Source organism: Eisenbergiella sp. OF01-20, assembly GCF_003478085.1.
Lineage (GTDB): Bacteria > Bacillota > Clostridia > Lachnospirales > Lachnospiraceae > Eisenbergiella.
In genome coordinates, this window is sequence record NZ_QUES01000061.1 from 1 (window position 1) to 22177 (window position 22177).

19 protein-coding genes are annotated in these 22177 nt (G+C 46.9%); 1 reads left to right on the plus strand and 18 read right to left on the minus strand.

Translation table 11 applies throughout. The features are described 5' to 3' along the window. Positions 1 to 21 precede the first annotated feature (21 nt). Genes DXA36_RS31450 through DXA36_RS31485 form a run of 8 tightly spaced genes read right to left on the minus strand, consistent with a single transcriptional unit; the run spans position 22 to position 9469 of the window. Positions 22 to 1362 carry a hypothetical protein gene (locus tag DXA36_RS31450; RefSeq protein WP_147366669.1) on the minus strand — a complete coding sequence of 447 codons (1341 nt, stop codon included), beginning with the start codon at positions 1360 to 1362 and terminating at the stop codon, positions 22 to 24. 49 nt (positions 1363 to 1411) lie between these two features. Then, positions 1412 to 2869, minus strand: coding sequence for an FAD-binding protein (locus DXA36_RS31455; RefSeq protein WP_118683389.1), 1458 nt, complete (start codon positions 2867 to 2869; stop codon positions 1412 to 1414). Between the two features lie 2 nt (positions 2870 to 2871). Further along, the gene (iolB, locus tag DXA36_RS31460) at positions 2872 to 3666 is read right to left on the minus strand and encodes a 5-deoxy-glucuronate isomerase (RefSeq protein ID WP_118683391.1); all 795 of its coding nucleotides are present in this window, start codon (positions 3664 to 3666) and stop codon (positions 2872 to 2874) included. Between the two features lie 47 nt (positions 3667 to 3713). Further along, positions 3714 to 5180 carry a xylulokinase gene (locus tag DXA36_RS31465; RefSeq protein ID WP_118683393.1) on the minus strand — a complete coding sequence of 489 codons (1467 nt, stop codon included), beginning with the start codon at positions 5178 to 5180 and terminating at the stop codon, positions 3714 to 3716. Beyond that, entirely contained in the window at positions 5177 to 6100 is a 924-nt protein-coding gene (locus DXA36_RS31470) for a carbohydrate kinase family protein (RefSeq protein WP_118683395.1), read from the minus strand. Before DXA36_RS31470 ends, DXA36_RS31465 begins: the two co-directional genes overlap by 4 nt. Then, complete coding sequence (locus DXA36_RS31475) at positions 6097 to 6924, minus strand: class II fructose-bisphosphate aldolase (protein WP_118683397.1); 828 nt, start codon at positions 6922 to 6924, stop codon at positions 6097 to 6099. The genes DXA36_RS31470 and DXA36_RS31475 overlap by 4 nt, the downstream gene beginning before the upstream one ends. A gap of 2 nt (positions 6925 to 6926) precedes the next feature. Then, positions 6927 to 8027 (minus strand): (Fe-S)-binding protein, encoded by a 1101-nt coding sequence (locus tag DXA36_RS31480; RefSeq protein WP_118683399.1) that lies wholly within the window; start codon positions 8025 to 8027, stop codon positions 6927 to 6929. 17 nt (positions 8028 to 8044) lie between these two features. Then, entirely contained in the window at positions 8045 to 9469 is a 1425-nt protein-coding gene (locus DXA36_RS31485) for an FAD-binding oxidoreductase (RefSeq protein ID WP_118683401.1), read from the minus strand. A 131-nt stretch (positions 9470 to 9600) separates the two neighbouring features. On the opposite strand from DXA36_RS31485, the gene DXA36_RS31490 reads away from it, so the two are divergent. Further along, entirely contained in the window at positions 9601 to 10440 is an 840-nt protein-coding gene (locus DXA36_RS31490) for a MurR/RpiR family transcriptional regulator (protein WP_118683403.1), read from the plus strand. A gap of 12 nt (positions 10441 to 10452) precedes the next feature. On the opposite strand, the gene DXA36_RS31495 is transcribed toward DXA36_RS31490, so the two are convergent. The 10 genes from DXA36_RS31495 to DXA36_RS31535 form a co-directional block, all read right to left on the minus strand. Further along, a complete protein-coding gene (locus DXA36_RS31495; protein ID WP_182479342.1) occupies positions 10453 to 11640 on the minus strand; it encodes an AGE family epimerase/isomerase in 1188 nt (395 codons plus the stop codon). A 14-nt stretch (positions 11641 to 11654) separates the two neighbouring features. Next, entirely contained in the window at positions 11655 to 13106 is a 1452-nt protein-coding gene (locus DXA36_RS33245) for a hypothetical protein (RefSeq protein WP_182479343.1), read from the minus strand. 37 nt (positions 13107 to 13143) lie between these two features. After that, positions 13144 to 13953 carry a 6-phosphogluconolactonase gene (locus DXA36_RS31500; RefSeq protein ID WP_118683407.1) on the minus strand — a complete coding sequence of 270 codons (810 nt, stop codon included), beginning with the start codon at positions 13951 to 13953 and terminating at the stop codon, positions 13144 to 13146. After that, positions 13916 to 15121, minus strand: a complete 1206-nt coding sequence (gene nagA, locus DXA36_RS31505) for an N-acetylglucosamine-6-phosphate deacetylase (RefSeq protein WP_118683409.1) — start codon at positions 15119 to 15121, stop codon at positions 13916 to 13918. The genes DXA36_RS31500 and nagA overlap by 38 nt, the downstream gene beginning before the upstream one ends. 2 nt (positions 15122 to 15123) lie before the next feature. Then, positions 15124 to 15996: a sugar phosphate isomerase/epimerase family protein gene (locus DXA36_RS31510; protein WP_118683411.1), complete on the minus strand. Its 873-nt coding sequence runs from the start codon at positions 15994 to 15996 to the stop codon at positions 15124 to 15126. Beyond that, positions 15993 to 17078, minus strand: a complete 1086-nt coding sequence (locus DXA36_RS31515) for a Gfo/Idh/MocA family protein (protein WP_118683413.1) — start codon at positions 17076 to 17078, stop codon at positions 15993 to 15995. Before DXA36_RS31515 ends, DXA36_RS31510 begins: the two co-directional genes overlap by 4 nt. A 99-nt stretch (positions 17079 to 17177) precedes the next feature. Further along, positions 17178 to 18734, minus strand: coding sequence for an ABC transporter substrate-binding protein (locus DXA36_RS31520; protein ID WP_118683414.1), 1557 nt, complete (start codon positions 18732 to 18734; stop codon positions 17178 to 17180). 75 nt (positions 18735 to 18809) lie between these two features. After that, entirely contained in the window at positions 18810 to 19706 is an 897-nt protein-coding gene (locus tag DXA36_RS31525) for a carbohydrate ABC transporter permease (RefSeq protein ID WP_182479344.1), read from the minus strand. A 14-nt stretch (positions 19707 to 19720) separates the two neighbouring features. Further along, positions 19721 to 20686 (minus strand): ABC transporter permease, encoded by a 966-nt coding sequence (locus tag DXA36_RS31530; RefSeq protein ID WP_118683418.1) that lies wholly within the window; start codon positions 20684 to 20686, stop codon positions 19721 to 19723. 447 nt (positions 20687 to 21133) lie between these two features. Continuing rightward, positions 21134 to 22102, minus strand: a complete 969-nt coding sequence (locus DXA36_RS31535; protein ID WP_118683419.1) for an AraC family transcriptional regulator — start codon at positions 22100 to 22102, stop codon at positions 21134 to 21136. Between the last annotated feature and the right edge of the window lie 75 nt (positions 22103 to 22177).

Here is a 22177-nt window from a genome sequence, read left to right on the forward strand (position 1 = left end):
TTACCGGGGCTAATGTTTCACTTATTTTGGGACATTTTCAAAAACGCTTGACACAGTAATTAAATAATTTTTATCCTTAGTCAGGGAATACAGTTCCGTAAACAGTGTGATGAGCCAAGGTGCGTTATAAAGCCTGATCTGTCCCCTGTCCTTTCCTACGTTTCCGAAGACCTCACCCGTCTCCTCTTCGAAAAATTCTCTTTTCATAAAGGTGATGTAATGCTTCAGGGAGTCCATCAGTGCATCATCCTGATACTTCTGAAGGTACTTAACGATTAACAAAGCCATCCCAACCCGTTCCCGGCAAGCATTATGGTCAAGCACCTGTGCATCAAAGATACAGTTTTTCTCCGTATTATCATAAATCAGATAGCTACCGTCAAGATGACTGCCCGCCCTGCTATACTGCTGTTTTTCCCGAATAAAGCGTACTCGCTTTTCCAGTATTTGTGTAAAACGTTCCTTTACAATAAAATCCGCATAGGTTATTCTATCCCCGTAAAATATCAGGAAACGGTGTTCTCCCGTACAACGCGGGTACCAGATAACCTGTACCCTTCCATTCTGCAGGGTGTAGGGAATTTCTTTCCCCCTGCACACAATTCTCACCTTCTCCGTCATATGCAAAAGGGTAAAAGTGAAAGAAATATTATCTTCCGGAAATACGGTCTGATTCTCCGCTTCAATCCCTATGTAAGATTCCGTCCGATGAGCAATCTCTTCAAAATCCTGCTCGTTCCGATACCAGAATAGCTTCCATTCCAGCACATAGTTTTCTTTACCGAGAAGTTCGAGATGCTCAATATCAAAAACAATTTCTCCCCGATGGTTTGATTGACAGCCATTTACACTATAGCTGTCGATTGCTCCCCGCACCAGTACCAACCCCAGATTGATATCACTTTTTCCCATTTTACATGCTCTGACAAAGGCCGAATGATGGCCGCACCATATATGCGCATGACAGTGGTTTGTCAAACATTCCCCTGCATCTGTATAAATATCATTAAACGGAACAGCTATACTCATTTCACCGTGTTCCACAAAAACATCCATTGTACCCGGATTATGGACGGTATAACGTTCGTTCAGACAGCCGGTCTCATCAAAAAAACGTTCTGCCATCACCTTAAGAAGCCCGTTGGAATAAACCGCTTTACTGCAGTTATCACTCTCTTCAAAAGAAATAGGCCTCATCTCTATCTTTTCCGCCATAGCCTCCGTATAATTATCAAGCCTGATCCTCCCCCATTCCAATCCGTCAGCACACCAGTTCATTCCGTTTTTATCCTGTCGATTTACGATCGAGCGGATCGTTCCATTATCCGGATCATGTGTTATCAGAAACACTCCGTTTTTCATCTTCATCTCCATCTGCCCGTTTTAGCGGGCATACATATAATACCTGCGATTATTTCTCAGCAGTATCTGTCAGGCTTAGAATATGTCTACAGAATTCAGTGATGTCACAGCATATCCCATAATCCGCATACCGGAAAATCGGCGCTTCGGGATCCAGGTTAACCGCTATCACGGTGCCGGAACATTCCATTCCTACAATATGATGGACTGCTCCTGAAATTCCCAGGGCAACATAGACTTTAGGTGACACATTTCTACCGGTAAGCCCTACCTGCTCTTCATAAGAAAATTCTCCGTTCTCCACACAGGCTCTTGTGGCCGTAACTGCTCCCTGGCACCTGTCGGCCCATTCCAAAATCTGTTTTTTACAGGAAACCGCTCCCTTTCCCACAGATAAAATAAGTGTTTCTTCTTTTGACTCCAATGTGCGTACCGTTGCCATGGCAGGCCTGGTCCTGCAACGAATTATTGCGGTCAGGCTGCCGCTAAAAGCCGGCCTTATCATGTGAAGCTCTCCGCCTTCCACCGACAGTGCCGTACAATCCGCACACAAACCAGTTTCCAGAAGAGCTGCAACCGCAGATGCAGCATATCTGGATCTCCAGTCGGAAGGAAACAGAACCGCAGGCGGATTCGACCGTCTTACCAGTTCCGCAAAGGAATGCAATTGTTCTTTACTTAAAGTTTTGTTCTCTGTCAGATCTAACGGTACCAGGTACACCTGTTTTGCAAGTCTTCCGGCTACTGTCTCCAGAACAGGATCTGTTATCCACAAGAACGGCAGCTTTTCTTCTGATTTCTCTTCCGCATTCTGGATTTTGCAGAAACCATCTTCGTTTTTTTCCAGTGCCTTTCGGATAATCTTACAAATATCCCGGGGCGCGATCATCTGACAATTTCTCCGTCCGCCTGTATTTTCGCAGCTTCTAATCACTTGTGTCGGAGAACCCATAAGGCCGCACCGTGCAGGATCTGCCCCAAGATTTTCGGCTGACATTATCTGCAGTTTCCCTTTTTGAGCAAACAGGCACGGAAAACGGATATCCCAGGCTCTTTCTACCGTCAGAAGAGCTGGAAATCCCGTTCTTATATGCCCTGTCCGTGTTTTGCAGATCAGATGTCTGCCCTCTGTCTTTGCACCCATCACCCGGGGTACTAATTCCAGTCCAAGCATAGCCGCAAGCTCAGGCCCTACCTGGGCTGTTTCTCCATCGATACTCTGCCGTCCGCAGAGAATGAGGTCGTAAGTCTCTCTGCGCAGCCAGCAGCTAAGTACATATGAAGTTGCCAGCGTATCTGATCCGGCAAAAGCCATATCGCTTAAAAGCACCGCATCCACAGGCCCCAGGCGGGTGAGTTCCTCCAGCCAGGAAGCTGCCTCCGGTCTTCCCATTGTTAACAGCGTTATCTGATCCGGCATCAATTGTAACGCACATTCCAGTGCACTTGTATCAAAAGGATTAAATGAACCGTCCGCCATCTGCTTCATGCATACTATTATCCGCATTCCTACCTCTTTTCAGTCCAGGCATGCTCCGGGTCGCTGCTCCTGTTAAAACCCTGATGGTCACCCGCCATCAGCCACAGAAAATAGGAGGCATACCCCGGCGCCATAACGGTTGTATGATACCCAAAGGGCAATTCCACCAGTTCATCATTTTTAACACGATAAGCCTCATCCACCTCTCCGTCTGCCGTATACAGACATTGCACCCCAAACCCTTGAATCGGATCGAACATAAAATAATAAATCTCCTCTGCGATACATTCTGCAGGCATATTATCCTCATCATGTTTATGAGGCGGAAAACCTGCCCAGTTTCCCTGCGTTACATAGGATTCCCCTATGGTAAGAACCCTGGCATTGGAATTGCTGTCAATAATAAAGCTTGTCTCCCGTTCGTAAGGCTGTTTTCCCAACATCTTTAATGTCACATGGTTTTCCCTCAGCAGCTGAGGCTGTGTTTTTTCATCCGCCACAGCTGCGCATACTGCAATTTTCACATGATCCAGCGCTTCTATCGAAAGCTTCTGTTTTACGGGCATATAAAAACTTTCCGCTTTCCGGTTTTCAAATACCGTATTTCTGTTACCCACTCTCTCCCAAATCGTATCTCCAAAACGCACGTCGCAATGCCCTTCCAGCATAATGAATGCAGTCTCTTTATCCAGCGTATCAAAATCCTGTAGATCTCCTGCATCCAGTTCAATCATGCCAAATTCAAGACGTTTAAGGGAACATTCTCCAATTTTACACAAAGGAGTATAGCCTTTTGTCGGTTTATAAGTTTTCTTTACATTCATTTCCTTTTCCTCTCTTCCCGACAGGAAAACATATGTTTCCCGTCCTTTTATAAATGATAAACCGGCTGCAGAGCCGCTGCAACTGCCCGATACCGTTCATACCGTTTTCGATAAAACAGAGTGTTATCCGGGTTGGGAACAATAATCTCCTTTTGTCTGACACATCTTTCCACAGCATCCTCACAGCTTCCGAAAATACCGGCCGCTACCCCGGCCAGCATAGCGGCTCCAAGGGAGGAATCGCTGGATTTTGCTGTCACCAAAGTGATGCCAAGCATATCCGCAGTAATCTGACGCCAAAGTGCACCTCTGGCACCGCCGCCGAGCAGGGTTGCCTGTGTTCCCACAGGAATCCCGATCGCATGTATCACCTGCATACAATCCAGAAGGGACATGGAAATCCCCTCCAGTACCGCCCGGTTAAAATGGGCCTTGGTATGCCCCGACCGGATCCCGGTAAAGCTGCCGCATAAAAGCGGATCGGCATAGGGTGTCAGTTCACCGTTCAAATACGGATGAAAGAGAAGCCCGTCCGCGCCAGGCCCAATCTTCTCCGCCTCCCGGTTCAATGTTTCATAGTCCCCGCCAAAGGTATCCCGGTACCATCGGTTGGAGGCCGCGCAGGATTTTGTGGCAGTTCCGGGATACCAGAGACCTTCCACTATATGTGAATAATTGATCAGCTGGGGGTGAGGCCAGGCCCTGTCTGTAATAACGCATATCCTTCCGGCAGTTGCAAGCTTTACCGTCATCTGCCCCGGGCTGACCGCCCCGGATGCAAATACTTCCAAAACCGTATCTGTAGTTCCGCATATTACCGGCGTTCCGGCGCCAAGTCCGGTATCTGCCGCAGCAGCAGGCGTTACAAAACCAGCCGGGTCCGCCGGACGTACCACCGGAGGCAGATAGTCCACACAAATCCCTGCCAGACGGCACAATTCTTCGGACCATCGCTTTTTAGGGCAGTCATACAACATGCTCCCCTGGGCTTCGATTTCATCCGTGCAGTACACCTGGGTCAGGCAATAACGGATATAATCCTTCTCGAAAAAAATATGTCTGATTTTACTGAAAATTTCCGGTTCCTTTTCCCTAACCCACATCAGCTGCGGCAATGTCCAGATGGTATCCGGCTTATGGTAAGCCTGTTGTGTTATCCATTCCATTCCGGCTTCCTTCAGATACGCTGCCTGTTGCGTACTTCTGGAATCCGTCCAGTGAATGGCCGGCCGCAGCGGCACATAATTATCATCACACAGCACAGCGGTATGCGTGGCGGAATCCAGCGCAACGCAGGCTATCTGTTCCTTTCGTATTCCCGCTTTCAAAAGTATCTCCCTACTGTTCTTGCAAAGCGCGTTATACCAGTCCCGGGGGCTTTGCTCACAGGCTTCCGGAAACGGATGACTGGTCTCATATTCAACTGTATTTTCAGCGACGATTATCCCGGTCTTCTCTATCAGCGTGGCCTTGGACGCACCGCCGCCGAAATCAATCCCCAGTAAATATTTCATGATACCTTTCCTTCCTCTCGTTTCTTCATTACCGTATCATAATCCGGGATACTTCTTCTTGCTCCTACTCCCATACATTTTAAAGCAGCGGTCATGCTTGCAAAAGAACAGCAGTCCACATAAGTAAAGCCTTTCTGCATCGCAGCGGCAAAGGCTCCGTGAAAAACATCTCCCGCTCCGTTGGAATCCACTGCTTTCACGGAATAGGCCGGATAATCTTTCAGTTCATCCCCCTGATACAGCACGCCCCCGTTCTTTCCATCCGTAATCACTACCGCTTCCGGCCGATAAGCTTCATACAGGCATATGGCAGCTTCCCTGATATTATCCGCTCCTGTCACTTCCCGCGCAAATTCTGCGGAAGGAATCAGAATATCCGCTTTGGGCAGAAGCCTTTCCACCCCTTCATATCTTCCACCTGCATCATAGAGAACCCTTCCGCCGTGACGATGAATTTCATCAGCTCCCGCAAGAGCGGCTTCCAGCTCATTCCCGTCCACCATAAGGATATCTGCCTGTCTGAGAATTGCAACGGCCCTTTCATTGAGTTTGAAAGCGGGCAGTGTCCCCCGGTCGAATACACATGTCCTGCTCTGTGATTCGGCATTAAGCCAGATGCTGGAAGTAAATGAGCGGCCGTCTGTACGAACATCTACCCCAGTGGTGTCCACCCCATATCGGGCGAAATCCTCCATCAGAAAAAGCCCTTCCTTGTCTGCCGCCAAAATACCCAGATAGGCACTGCGACAGCCCAGCTTTGCGGCGGCCACCAATCCGGTGGCCGCAGGTCCGCCCCCTGCCATCACGGATTCAAGGGCCTGCAGTTTCGTATTCTCTTCCGGAAAATACGGTATCCGGTACAAGCTATCCGCCACACATGCACCGATTCCTGACACTTCTATTGCCTTGTCTTTCTTCATGCCTTCTCATCCGCCCCCAAAAGCTCTATCTTACCGGCGGCAAAGGCTTTCACACCGGCAACCGGCTCTTTCATAAATAAATCCAGCGCATAAATCCCCCTGGATACTGCATTTACCCGATCCAGAAAAGCATAACACAAATCCGTTCCGAAATTGATTTTACGAACTCCGGCCTTCACACTTGCCCGAATCTGATCATCGGGAATCCCTGAACCGCCATGCAGGACCAGAGGAATATTAACCAGCCCACTGATTTGTTCTATTCTCGTGATGTCCAATCTGGGAGGCTTTTTATAGCGTCCATGTGCAGTACCCACCTGAACTGCCAGGGCGGCGATACCAGTCTTGTCCACAAAGTCCTTCGCCTCCTCCGGAACTGTAAATTCGTCTGTCCCAGCATCATTTACGCTTCCTACATGTCCCAGTTCCCCTTCCACATCCATATTATTGGCGGATGCAAGTGTTACGATTTCGCAGGTACTCTTTATGTTTTCTTCATAGTCACAAGCGGAGGCATCAATCATGACACTTGAACAGCCATAACGGATGGCCCTGACAATTTCCTCCTTTCCTGCCCCATGGTCAATATGAAAGCAGACCGGAACACAGGTGCTGTGTGCCGCTTCCAACACTACGGGAGCCAGAAATCTGGCACCGCCCTGTGTAAAAAGTCTGTTGTACACCTGGCAGATCACCGGAGCCTTTTTTTCTTCCGCAGCCTGGATTACCCCCATAACCGTTTCCATGTTATAAACATTAAATGCAGGGATCGCAAAACCTCCCGCCTGTGCCCTCCCCAGAATTTCTTTTAATCCGACCAGCATGATCAGCCCTCCTTCAGATGCATCAGCACCAGCTCTTCCAGGGTGATTACCCTGAACTCTTTTCCCTCCTGCGACATTGCGATTTTTTCAGCCACACTGGAAACCACCACGACAGAGGCGCCCGAAGCCCTGTTTTCCACAAGCCGCCTTTCTGTTGCCAGACGGATTATATCCGGTCTATACTGTGCCATGATCAGATGTCCTGCCAGCACGGTATTTTTTCTGTTATTCATCGTTTCACAGAGTATTCCGCAGGCTGCTATCACCTCCCTGGCATTTTCCGTTTCATTCAATTCTCTTGCCAGTATATAGGGATCCTGATAGGTCACCTTCTCTTTTCCCCGAGTAACCGCCAGTTTTCCGTCCTTTAAAAGTGTATTGATAAAAGCCGGGAATGTCTGTGTCCGTGCGGTCAGGCCCAGATTCCACTCCCGGTATTCCCTGCAGATGACTTTTGCATCAAAGGGTTCATAAATGATAACCGTATCAAAATTATTCATGGCAGCTACTGCCTCCTTCATCATCCGGCTGGTTTCCTCCACACCGCCTGCCAGATATTCCATAGCAGCCCCGCTGTCCGGCTCCCGTAAAAGGACAGTAAAGGAGATACCCGCCTTTTCCAAAAGATGGATCGCATTCACCGCATCCTCCGACGCCTGATACCTGGCGTCACTTCCCAGGTACAGAAGAAGTGAAGTCCTTGCCTCATGGGCGGAAATTGCTGCTTTCAGCTGTATGTCAAGTTCTGAGGCCCCGTACATATTTCCGCTTTCCATACAGTTATTTATCAATCTCATAATATAAGCCGGGGTTTTCTGATCGAAAGCCGCCTGCCTGCGCACCTCCCTGACAAACTCCACAGGATCGCGGCCCGCCACGCAGTCACAGGTACATGCGCTGCAACAAGCACATTCATAAATATTATCCATAATATCCGGCGTAAGTTCCACACTGCCTCTGTTGACCATAGACAGTATCATCGCTCTTGCACGGGCCGTATTTCTCTCCTGCCCTGTCGCATTGCCAATAGGGCAGATATGGCGGCACATCCAACAAAAGCGGCAGGAATCAATATTTTGTCTGCTCTTTTCCGAAAGATTCATCACTCACATTCCCCTCCTTAAAGTCCAAGTTTAAAGGGATTCATTATCCCATTTGGATCCAGCTGCTTTTTCAGGCCTTCAAACACCTGCATAGCAGGTCCATATTGTTCTCTCATCAATCTCCCCAGCTTGATTCCCACACCGTGATGATCGTTTACCACGCCTCCGTTTTTCAATGCTGTCCTTACGCCGCAGGTCCATATTTCCTGATGCAACCTCATTGCCTCTTCCGGATCCTTTGGAGGATTATCTACGATAAATCTGTCATAGATCATGCAGCCCCATTCATACCAATGGGAAAAATGAGCGATAAATCTGGCCTGAGGGAAGTTTGATTCCACGGCTTTCTTCATTTCCCGATAAATAGTTTCTATTTTGTCATATGTGGCAATGGTGTCCATAGTACCGAACATCTGGGGCAGATCCATCATATGGCCGGGATAAAAGAAGGTGATCTTTTCATCCCACCATTTTTTTCCGTATTCACATCCCAAATCTTCCGCTCCATATCTGCGGAAGGTATCCAAAAGAATTTTCTCCTCAACCTCCACGATCTCTTTTGTGCCCTCACAGGCAATGTTCATGAATGCACCATCCCGTTCTACACCCACCACCTTTTTAATCAGAGTCGTTGTTTCCGCAGGGTCATACAGACGCATGACTGAAGGCTTGAACTTCTGCAAAAGCTCCTTTGAAGCACGGAAGGCGCTCGTCATATCCTGAAATAAAAAGCCACGGAACCTGCGTTCTTCCGGCTGTTCATAAATGCGCATCTGCGCCTTTGTGATTATACCAAAGGTACCCTCCGATCCAATAAAGATCTGATTTAAATCCGGCCCTGCCGCATGCTTAGGTACCGGAGAGGTATAAATAATATCTCCATTTGGAAGAACCACCTCCATTTGCAGCACCATGTCATCCATTTTCCCATATTTGGTGGAAACCACACCGATGCCTCTGTGTGCCAGAAATCCGCCGACAGTGGAACAGTTCAGAGAGCTGGGATAGTGCATGGTGGCATATCCTGCCTGGTTGGCTATCCATTCCAAATGTTTATATATGGCACCCGCACCGCATTCAATATACATACTGTCCGTATTCACTTCATAAATTTTGTCCATTCTCTTCGTATCCAGAATAATACCTCCGGCTACAGGAATTGCTCCGCCCTGCGTACCGCCTCCGCCTCCCCAGGTAGTCACCGGTATTTTATAATAGTTAGCAATCCGGAGCACGCGTGAGGTCTCCCGGGCATCCTTCGGAGATACAATATAATCCGCTTCCGGCATTCTGCAGCCGCGGTCCGCCCACATACGGGACAGCCAATAGTAATCCACACTGTGGGCAATCTTGTCAGTATCCCTGGTAGAACAGTTCTGCGTACCCACTGCGTCCTCTAATTCCATAAGGATCATACTTTTTAAAAAACTGCTGTTTTCCATAAAATCTCCCTTCATAAATGATAGTCATTTCTTTTTTTTACAGATTATGGTATAATTTTTTGTAACTAACAGTCACAATTATTTTATAATTTCAGTATTTCGTCTCAGAAGATGACAATACCGGAGGCAAAATGGAAACTACACTTATCCAGATTCAAAATATGTACAGTTCCTTCGGCAGAGGGGAACGCAAGCTGGCAGATTGGCTTCTCCAGCATCCTTCTGAGCTCATCGGGCTTTCAATCAGTGAACTGGCCGCTGCCTGCGGCTGCGGAGATGCGACCGTTATCCGTTTTTCCAAAAAGCTGGGACTGAGCGGTTATCAGGCATTAAAAGTAAATATTGCCCGGGAGTTAGGAGGCAGCTTCATCGGCAACACAGCCACTACAGAATCCGATTCTGCACTGGAACTCTACCAGAAACATTGTTCCGATATCATACTGACGCTGGAACGCACCAGAAACCGTTTGTCCGGGAATACTTTGGAAGCCGTTGCCGGCGCCCTGCTTAAAGCTCGTACCATCTCGGTTTTTGGGCTTGGCTGTTCTGCTTCAATCGCCCTGGATGCCACTCACAAACTGGTACGTCTTGGCCTTTCCGCCTGCGCCTATTCCGACAGCCATATGCAAATGATCATCGCCTCTCACCTCACTGCCGAAGATGTGGTATTAGCCATTTCCCACTCCGGCTCCTCCGTGGATATCGTTAACTCACTTGCTGAAGCTAAAAAGAATGGTGCTACCACCATTTGCATCACGGGTTATGCGAAATCCCCCGCCGGAAAATACAGCGATTATTGTCTGCTCACCAATGCGGAAGAAACCAAACACAGTATCCTTGCCATGACTTCCCGCATTGCCCAGCTTACTATCATCGATACCCTGTACATCTATCTTGTCCTGCATGGCGACGACAAAATCCGGAACGCTATCAATTCAACGGAGGAAGCTTTGGAAACCAAAAAATTCTGACGATTGTTCCCGCTATTTTAACTGTAATCCGCCTTTCTCCATTTGCTCCAAAAGCTGAGTGATAAGCATAAACGCCCTGACGTTATGGAAAGGTCCCTTCCAGTCACTTCCCTTGATCTTTGTTATAGGCGTGCCGTCCCGGTGCAGGTGGCCGTACCACTCCGGATACTCCGGATCGGAGAAATGTGCAAACAGATATTCCTTAACTCTATGAAACCACTGGATGTAAATATCCTCCCCGGAATACCACCAGCAATACAGCAAAGCGATCAATGCCTCACAGTGCGGCCAGCACAGCTTCATATCCCATTCCAGGCTTAAAACCGGTTTCTGCTCTACATCCACGAAATAGAAAATACCTCCCATTTCCGGATCCCAGCCTTTCTCCAGTGACCATAGGGTAATCTGCATGGCCTTTTTCATCAGAGGTTCCTCTCTTCTATGTATCGCTTCTGTCATAAGAAACCATGCGGTTTCCAGGGAATGTCCGGGATTGATCAGTCTTCCTTCCGGCGAATGGATACGTTCCCCTTCCGGTCCTACATTCTCAAACAGCGCCTTTTCCTCCTCTTTTACAAAGAAATTCAGGATCCGGTGAATGCTGTCCGTTATAACTTCGTCGTAAAGAGGGGAATTATCAATTCTTCTCATATTCTGGCAAACATTCAACATAATCATTACGATGCTGTGCCCCTGGTTATTCCTGGTTCGGGTATCCACTTTTGGAGGGAAACAGTCCGGAGTCGTATAGTAGTAATACATTTTTCTGAATAGAGCCAATGCACGCTGTCTGACTTCCTCTTGGCCGGTCGCCAGATAATATTCCACATACCCCATAATTGCAAAAGCTTCCGAGTAATAATATCTGCGGTTTACCAACGGTTTCCCATCACGGGTCACTTTAAAATACATATGCCCCTTTTCATCAAAGCAATAGGTGTTTATGAAATCATAGCCGGAACGGGCAATCTCCAGCCATTCCCTTTTTTCACCGAATTCACGATACAGCTTTGAAAACATCCATAGACTACGTCCCTGCTGCCACACGGATTTGTCCTCAAAAAACAGGCTGCCGTCCTGTTCAAACCCGCACAGGAATCCTCCATATACAGGATCCGGCGAGAATTTTTCCCAAAATGGGACAAAGTTCTGTGTCAATATCCGGTAGAACTCTTCTCTATATGCACTGATACGATTCACCCTTATCCTCCCTTTCAAAATCGGATCCGCTTCCGCAGCAGCACCTTTTCCTGTATTACATTGTAAGGTTCCCTGCAGTTCCAGAACATCTGGGCACAAAGTGCCGTTGGAAACCAGACACCGCCGGAAAACATGCCTGCCAGACACATATTTGCTTTTCCGTCGGATTTTTCCAGAATATGCCTGGTAATCCGATAAGCTTCCGGTCCGTGTTCCAGCCACTTCGTACAATAATAACGCCATGCATAAGATATTAACTGATCGTCCTCTTTTATCAGTTCTTCCGACATCTCCCCCATCACGTAGGGTCCTGCCTGCTGTTTTACTCTGTTTCGGGACCAGTCCATAGTCAACTGGCATTTATATACGATTCCGGAATTCCCTTTTTCCCGCAAATTCAGAATACTCTCACTAAACAGCTGCTTTTTTTGATAAGCTTCCTCGGAGAACGGAGCCGCAAACCCTGGATCTGCCGCTTTAAATGGGAAGGCACCGCAGTCCTCCCAGACAATTTCAACACGATCATCCACGCCGGAAATATCCTCCAGATGTTCTCTAACCGAACTTGCATGCAATCCAAACTGAATATGCAGCTTCGGGTTTTCCTCCAGAATTTTACCTGCTGTCATATTCACCAGCTCAGTAACCGCCTCTGCAATCGAAACCCCATCTATTGTATCGAAAGGAAGCTCTGTAAATGACTGAAAATAGATCCCGTCTCCGCATGCTCCCTGCCAGGTCCGGTGGTACTCCTCAAGAATCCGATCGCTGAGATTTTCCAGGTCATGAATATCTGTCTGGGCACATTTCTGGCTCCATCCCCAGGCAACCCCCCATATAACCTCAATCCCATAGCTATGTGCGTACTCCACGACATCTTTCCCATTCACCGGCAGAAAATCATTCCAGATAATCACCTGATTGAGTTTCATTCTGGCCATGTCCTCCAGATATGCCTTATAATCATTGATAGGATGTCCCCAGGTAAAGACGCTTCTCGTCTGAAAATCAGGCGATGTGGAGATCACGTAATCCGGAAGCGGATTTATAAAAAGTTCCTGTTCCAGATGAATGCAGGCATCAAAGGATGGAATTGCCTTTGCCAGATAATCATCCGTAAAATCAGCCGCAGCATAAAACACTTCTGTGGAGGAATAACCACAAAGCAGGACGAGCTTGCAGCCCGCAGTCTGCGGATGATCCATGACCTTTACCACGTAACCGTTATGGGGTGGTTTTTCCGGTTCCATATACTTTCTTATAATGCTGTTTTCCCGGAAGGTTCCCAACACGATTACATTCGACGCCGGAAGTACCTCCTCATGTTTACATGGCAGCACATGATAAGAATAAACTCCCTTATCCCGGAGGATACGTCCCCCTATCTCGCGTGAAACCAATTCAACAGCTCTTTTCTGCGGGCCTTCATAATTGGAATAAATAATTTGCCAGTTACGCTTGTCCATTCTGCGTGGCTCCTTTCCTCTTCCCAAATAATACGCATCAAAGTCCTGTAACCCCCTCCGCAATCGCCGCCGTCATACAGAAGGTCAAACGCGGATTCCTGCGCAAAAGAGTCGCGGGAACCTGTCCCTGTTCCCTGTCATGGAGAGCGTGCACGAGCGGCCCCGTCTGCCAGGGCCGGTTCAATGCGATGTAAATCTTTTTGGCCTGAAGTATCTGCTTCATACCTATTGTAATACACCAGCCGGGCATTCTCTGCAGATCTCCGCGCATATAACCATATGCATTAATAGTACGGGTTTCCCGGGTGATTTTGAGGACCCGGGTACCAAGCTGCGCAAATTCATCTGCGGTGACAGGATCCTCCGGTTCAGCCGCCTCGTTAAATGCCACATGCCCGTTAATCCCCAGTCCGCCAAAGCAGGCATCCGCACCTCCCAGTTCCTCCAGCATTTTGTCATAATCCGTTTCTCTGCCGGGTTTTGGAAAATGCCTCTGGCTGTCCGGCATTATAAGCCCGGGATCCACAAGATCATAAAACTCCCTTTTCATCCTGCCATAAAAACTCATAGGATCTTCCCTGTCAACCGTAGTTTCCGAATCCGTCAGATATTCATCCATATTAAAAAAATGTACATTTTTCAAAGAAATTCCAAATGTATTTACCATCTTTGCAAGAATTGGGTACTGCTGTGTCGGCCCTACCGGAACTATCATCACTGTGGCTTCATTCCTGGCATTATGCTCCATTATTTCCTTCAGCATAGCTAATGCCATATCAAAATACACATCCCATTCCTCATCCACTACTTTACAGGTAACTTTGTTCACTGTTTTTATCTCTTCCATCTCTATCCTTCCTGAATACCGTTTTCCCTTCCACAATGGTCTCACTCACTTCCAGATTCTTGTCCATAATGCAAAAATCCGCTCTTTTCCCAATTGCAATGCTCCCACAGTCCTGTTCAATCCCAACGACCCCTGCCGGTGTAAGAGTTGCCATCCTCACAGCATCCACCAAAGGAATATCTGCATCCTTTACCAGATTACGGATCATACTGTCAAGCGCTTGTACACTGCCTGCATAGCAACTACCATCTCCCACAACAGCCACGCCGTCCTCCACAAAAACCTGTGTGCAATTTTCCCCTGTCCCCAGTGAAAACATGCCTTCTTTTTCGTTCAACCCTCCCGGTGCAATAGCATCAGACACCACACAAAGCTTGTCAGCCCCCTTGCACCGGTATATCATCTGTGCCAGCCAGGGTGGTGTATGATGATTATCGGCAATCATTTCTGCCGTGATTTCACTGTGGGTCATTGCATACTCACACAGACCGCAGCGACGCTGCAGGCCGGTTTTATGCAGGGTAGACATTGCACAGTAAATATGGGTACAGTGTCTCATCCCTTTTTCCACAGCCTCTTCCACATCCTCCGGTTCCGCATCATCATGTCCCCCGGATACCACGATGCCTGCCCGGCAGAGATCTTCGATCATCTCCGGCATGCCCCGAAGCTCCGGTGCCACTGTGATTTCCCGGATAATATCACTGTTTTCCAGGACCCAATCATACCCGTCCCGGGGAAGTTTCAGAGCCCCGGCAGGATGGGCGCCTTTATTTTTATGCGAAATATATGGCCCTTCTATATGTATGCCGCAAAAACGGCACCGCCTGCCATTTTCCTGTTTCCGCCATGTGTTGAAAAATCGGAGCACAGCCTCAAGCTGCTCTATGGGGGCGCTCACAGTCGTACACTGTGCTGTGGTCACACCATGCCGCAGAAGATGACCTGATATCGCCTCAAATGCTTCCTGCGTTGCCTCCATATAATCATGTCCCATTCCGCCATGATTATGAATATCAACCAGCCCCGGCAAAACAAAGGGCAGCTTCTGTGTTTCCCTGCAGAAATGCTCGCTTATCCCCACAATAATCCCATTTTCACACAGTACTTTTCCGCCGTAGAGAATCCGGCCGGGCAGAATGATATTTCCGGTTATTTCTCTCTTCACTCTTAGCCTCCAATGGATTTTTCTCTATTCTTCCTTTTTTGTCTGACAACAATAGTCTTCAGATAATTCAGAGCTTTTATAATTTCCGCATCACCATTCCCGCCGTTCAATTCACGTTCAATAATAAGATACCGTTCATACCCCACATCCAGAAGCTGTCTTATCACACGTTCAAAATCCACAAAACCGGTACCAAGTTCCGTTTCTTTTCCACAAGTCTCCGGATCTGTAGGAGGGAACCCATCCTTTGCATGGACATTTCTCACGTATTTTCCATAGGTGTACATGGCATCTACGGGATTTCCATAACCGTACATAATTAAATTCGCCGTATCCAGATTTACATATAAGTTTCCAAGTCCATAATCCCTAATCAGACGCAGCATGGCCACAGGAGATTCCCCTCCTGTCTCAAACAGAAGGTTCATACCCCGGCTTTTCAGCCGCCCTCCCAGTAATTTGACGCAGGAAAGCATCCGCGTATAACTTTCTGAAAACGGGTCATTTGACATAAAGCCTGCATGAACGACCATATCCGTGACCCCAAGCCGTTCCATAAACGGGATCGCAGACAGCAGATACCGAATACGGCTCTCTCCAAAAATCGGAGAGTTCATTCCCGCCAGATAATAATCATAAAAGGTATCCCAGGTGAACAGTTCATCATAATAGCCGCAAAACTGAGCCGAAATCTCCACCCCATAGCGTTTTGCGCATTCCCTGATGATGTCCGCGTCCTCCGGCCTGTAAACAGCAGGCTTATAAACCAACTGACAAGCATCCATTCCCATCGCCCGGAGTCTGGAAAATCTCTCTATACATATCCGTTCCCTGTCTTCCCCTTCCGGAATCCGGACAAGAGTTCCATATTTCATGATATATCAACCTCCCTGAACATCTCCGATATTTTCACCTGTCTTTCCAGGCTGGCAGACATTTTTGCCGCATCCACAATTGCCTGGCTGTAAATGCCATCCTCAATGGTTGCCGCATGGCTGTCCGGCCTTCCGAGTAATAGATTCACAAAGGAAATACTCTGCGCTTCACATTCAAATTCTTCCGGAACGGATATCTCCTGGTATCGGTTTTCCCGAATATCATCCCCGGCGCACAGAAGAAGCCTCTGCCTTCCGCCCCGGTACTCAAACCGTATACCTCCCGCCGATCCCACCACTTCAAAGGTAATACAGTCATTCTGCGTTGTCATCGTACGGCTGAGCTTTACTACAGCACCGATCCCGCTTTTCAAACGGCATACCACATTATCCCAATCGTCGGTTGTCACTTCTCCCATTTCATCTGAACCTGGCAGAGGACGCTGCCTGATTATAATTCCGCTGTCACAGTAGACCCCCACCACCTCCTCTCCGAAGAAACGGATGGCATCGAACATATGGGATCCCAGGTCTCCCAGTACGCCCGAACCCGCTTTCTCCTCCCGGAAGCGCCATTCCAAAGGTCTGCCCTTCCACAGGCCGCTGTTTTTGATACATTCCACATAAATATGATACAGCTGCCCCAGTGTCCCCTCTGTTATCAAATGCTTCATATACCGCACAAAGCCCTGGTATCTCCAGGAAAAACATACAAATACGGGCAGTCCTGTATGCTTCGATTTTTCCAGCAGCTTCAGACTCTGTTCGAAATTTATACCAATTGGTTTTTCTACACTCACCGGATATCCTGCCTCCAGCGCTGCTATGGCAATCTCCACATGACAATCATTAGAAGTTGTAATATCCAGCGCGTCTGCCAGACCGCTTGCAAGCAATCTCCGGTAATCCGAAAAACGGCGTTCCTCAGGGATACCCAAACGTTCTCCCGTGCGTATAAGGGCTTCCGGGTTAGAGTCACAAATTGCAGTTATCTCACAGTCCCCGCACTTTTGGTAGCCCGGAATATGCGTTCCATTGCATATATTTCCTGTTCCGATCAGGCCAATTCTAACTTTTTTCATATCCTGCCCTATCCTCTCTTTTTCGTAAAGCAGACACCTGATTAATGGGAAACGGAGGCAGCTTCCTTCCTGTGATCCTGCCTCCGCTCTGCCTTCGGCTTATTTACCCGCCATAAATTCAGAAAACTGTCTCTGATATTCTTCCACGTACTTATCCAGACCTGCTGCTTTTAGCTCTTCCAGCACTGCAGGAAATTCTTCCTCATAGTTAGAAATTCCGTATGCAATTGGCTTTACCTTCTCCTGTACAATTGCCAGCAGGAGAGCTTCTTCCGTAGCCACCGCGGAATTATCAAAAGCAAATCCTGTTTTTTTGTTCATAATTGCGTCTTCATCATAATTCATATAGACTTCCACTTCCGCTTTATCATATTTTGTTTCCGATATCGGAAGCAGCTTCAGGGACTTATGCATCCAGTCAGGGAAGAAAGCATCCGTTACGGTTCTTTCCACCTCACCATCTTCGTTCCAATTCCAGTCTTTGCCTTCCACGCCATACATTGCGAACAAATGATTTTCCTGATTTGCATACATCCAGTCGATGAAACGGATATAATCCTCTGCCTGATCCTGTGCCGCAGAAGAAATAGCCCATGCCCAGTCATAGTTTTTGGTGATAAAAACCGGGTTGTTATCCAGCTTCAGATACTCTATATCAAGAGTCTCGGGATCATCCGCATTTCTGTGACTGTAAAGGGAAGGCGTACCTCCGAAGGTAGCCAGGCAGTTATCCGCAGTCCATGCTGCCGACATGGAAGCCGGGTCGGTAAGGTTTTCCGTTGTGATGAACCCTCTCGCATACCAGTCCTCCGCCAGTTTACAAAGTTTTTCAAAGTATTCGCTTTCGAGCCAGTTGATCACCTCGTCGCTCTCCTGGTCAAGGACATTTACCACCGCCAATTCACAAGGAGAGGGTTCGTCAAATATTGCATTTTCCGCAATTACGGAATCCAGAAAACGGATCAGCTTACCTGCATCTGCAAGGATTGGCAAATCCGGCTTTGCTTCATGTACGGCAGTAAACGCTGCGACCAGGTCATCGTATGTCTTAATCCGGGAAACATCCCAGCCCACCTCATTGAGAATGTCATTTCTGACGTTCAGATTGTCATACATAGAGCCATATACATTTTGGCCTGCGGGGATCAGAACAATATCCCCTTTGTATGTTGCACAGTCAAAACAGCTATCACCTCGCTGTTCCAGATAGTTAGGGGCAAGTCTTTTAAACATCTCCTCGTCCATCTTTGCAAAATAACCGCTGCTAACCCATGACGAAAATCCAGGTGCCGTAATACCTGAAAAGAATGCAAACTTCTCCCCGGAAGCAATCATTGTTGCAATCTGATCCGTCCCTCCCCAGGGCACATAATCAACACTGACTTCCATGTTTAATTCTTCCAGAACTCTGTCATGGAACTCCCCTTTCAAAAACTCCGAATCACGTGCCCCTGCTTCCCCATACATTACAAAACGCAGGGATACCGGGGCAATATTGCCTTCTGAAGACTCCTTGTCCTGTGTACTCTCAGACCCAGAAACTTCCTGTCCGCTTTCGGATGCAGACGTCTGTTCGGCCGCTGTATTACCACATCCTGTCAATACAAAAGCCGCCAAAGATACACCCAGTAAAATTGCCAAAAACCTCTTTCCCATAACAAAACCTCCTTTTCATTTTATATATTCAGCTGCCGAGGGAATCCGGCAGCAAATATTCCTTTTTTCATGTGTTCAGCCCTTGACACCTCCCATATTAATTCCTTTTACAAAATACCGCAGCGCAAATGGATACAGCAGCATCAACGGCAGTATCGCCATTACCGCTACAGCCATCTTGGCTGTTTCCGTCGGCAGGGTTATCTTGGAAAACACATCTGACAGCTCCGAGTTCTTCAAAAGAGCCTGCGCATTGGACAGCATACCATACAGCATCTTCTGCAGTGTCATGTAATCGCTGTCCGAAATAAGCCATTGGGGCAGATAAAAATCATTCCAGAAGGTCAGAATATTAAATAGAGCCACCGTCACAATCCCGGACCGTGCCAAAGGGATGGAAATCCTGAAGAATATCTGTGCATGGCTGGCACCATCCAATTTCGCAGACTCGAACATCTCTTCCGGAATCTGCCGGAAATTACCTCTCAAAATAAACATATTAAAAACATTCATACCATAAGGAATAAACATTGCCCAAACGTTATTTTTCAGACCATAATACTGCGTACACAGAATATACCAGGGCAGCACGCCGCCGCTGAAAATAGTGGCAAACCATGCAAAAAAGGACAACTGCCTCGTGAAACGAAAGACATCTTTTTTCTGTGTCACACTATAAGCAAAGCAGGTGACCACCGAAACACTGAATAACGTCCCCAAAATAACCACCTTTACTGTCATAACCATGGAATGCAACAGCATTTTTCCCTTATTCATAATCAGGAATTGATAGGTTGCCAGACTCGGCTTTACCGGTAAAAGGGAATATCCATTCATCTGTATATACTTTTCATCCGTCAAAGACGCAGATACTACCATTAGAAGCGGCAGTATACATATCAGACACAGCATCAGCAGGATAATAATACCTGCAACACTTTCTCTGTGCAGCTTTCTGTATTTTTTCTTCATTGGATTTTCCCCTCCTAAAATAATGCGTAGTCCGGATCTATTTTCCTTGCAATCAAATTCGCTGTAAGGACAAGGATACATCCGAATACTGACTGGTACAGGCTGATTGCGGAAGCTGTACCAAACTGTCCATTCTGTGTTGTTGTCCTGTATACAAAAGTGGTAATCGTATCCGTCGTTTCAAACAAAAGAGGATTAAGCCTTGTCATACCCATAATCTGATCCAGACTTCCCTTTAATATGCCACCGACATCCAGAAGCAGCAGTGTGACAATAGTAGGCTTCAACAAAGGAAGTGTGATTCTGGTAGCCCTTTTGAACCTGCCGGCTCCATCAATTTCCGCCGCCTCATAGATTTCCTGGTCAAATCCCGTCAGCGTTGCAAAATACAGAATACTTCCATAACCAAATCCCTTCCAGATCGTGGCAATAATAATGATAGGCTGCCAGTATTTTGCCTGGGTACTCCATTTGACCGCCTCACCCCCAAAAAGAACAATCAGTTGGTTCAGCATACCACTTTTGTCGGAAAGAATTGTTTCAGACAATGCACCGATTACAATCCAGGAAAGAAAATAGGGAAATAGAATAATCGTCTGTGAGGCCTTACGGAAGCTGTTTCTCTTCACATCTCCTAGAAGAATTGCGACTGTAACCTGCAGCGCCTTTCCAAGAAGAATACTTCCCAGGTTAATAACAATCGTATTTCTGGTAGCACGGAGTGCATTATTAATATTCTTAAAAAAGAATTCGAAGTTCTTTAATCCTACAAACTCACTGCCAAACAGACCTCCCTGATAGGTATAATTTTCAAATGCAACATAAATCCCCGCCATAGGTATGTAATTGAACATAAGCAATACTACTATCCCGGGTATTGCCAACAGATAAAAAAAATAGTTTTTCCTGAATTCCATCCACAAGCTTTGCTGCTTTGGTTTATAGCTTACAGCCGCTCTTTCTTTTTTTCTCTTTTCCATACGCACTTCCTCCCTCACATCATGTTATTTTCAACCTCTGGATAGCCTGTCTATCTTGATTATGATTTTATTATGATATATTTTTTATCTTTAACAACAAATTTGTAACATTTAAACTTTAAATATGACATTAATTCTATCATTATATATATAAACCGTCAACAATAAAATGTCTTAATACCTTGACTTCAATCAAGTTTTCCATTGGAAATTCAAAATAATATAAAAAATACCGCTGTACCAACGATTTTTCAATCATCGGTACGGCGGTATTTCTTGTTATCCTCTATATTTTTCCAAACGTCTATCTTTTTCTTATATTTATCATTCCTGTCAGCATATCATTACGAGACAAATTTCATAACAGATACTTCCTGTATCCATGCGGTTAGAATACATAGCCCATATCAGCTCCCCCCGGGAATCCCGGCATAAACAACATTGAAATTATATTTTATATGCGATTACGCTTTTTACAGGCGCCCCCGCTTCTTTACGATACTGTTTGGGCGTCACGCCGAATTCTTTCCGGAACAATTTATTAAAATAGGATATGTTATGGAACCCATTTTCCAGGGCGGCCTCCATTACCGGCTGATCGGACTGGGCCAGGGAAGCGGCCACACGGGAAAGACGGTAATGGTTAATATATTCCACACAGGTCATTCCCGCAAATTTCTTAAAGAAGCTCATAAAATGTGCCTGGCTGAAATGGCATACCTCAGCGAGATCTTCTATCGTCATTGCTTCGGTATAGTGCTCCCGGATATAGGTCAATACGGTTTTCAGCTTCCGTTCCAATTCGGAGTCGGTTGCGGAGTTTTCGTTCTTTACCACATAACCGTTCTGGTATAAAAGGCGGAAGAAACGGAAGAGAAGCTCCTTCATATACAATTCATTCCCTTCCCGTTTCCTGTTCTCCCCCGGGGTAACCTCCCTGCAAAGCAGCGGGGAATGATTCTTATCCTCCACTCCGGTCAGCATTTCACGGAAGCACTGCAGAAGCTCCTCATGTCCGGGAGCACCGGCGCGGATTACAGGGATAAAACGGTATTTGCCTTTCAAAAGGGGGCTGATATATTTAATGGTACAGGCATCCGGTGTCTGATACCCCAGCATATCCAGGTGAAATACCAGGCTTTCCGATATCATTTCCTCTTCTTTCAGCGCATGGGCGGAATGAAGGGTATGGGGTGATATGAGCAGCAAATCGTCCTTTTGGACCCGGAAGGTTTCGAAATTGATATCATAATCAATGCTGCCATCCTCAATCCAGGTAAATTCCACTTCATCATGCCAGTGAAGAGACAGATCCTGATAAGAAAAAGGCACGATACACCGATAACGCTGCATTGGCATTAACACATCCCCATGGGAAGCTTTTTCTTTATAATCAGAAATCCCCGTATCCTTCATATCCTGCCCCTCCCCTTCCTTTTGGTAGTGTCAAGTCTGACACCCCGTTTTTTATTAAAAACCTTGTATTTCCAA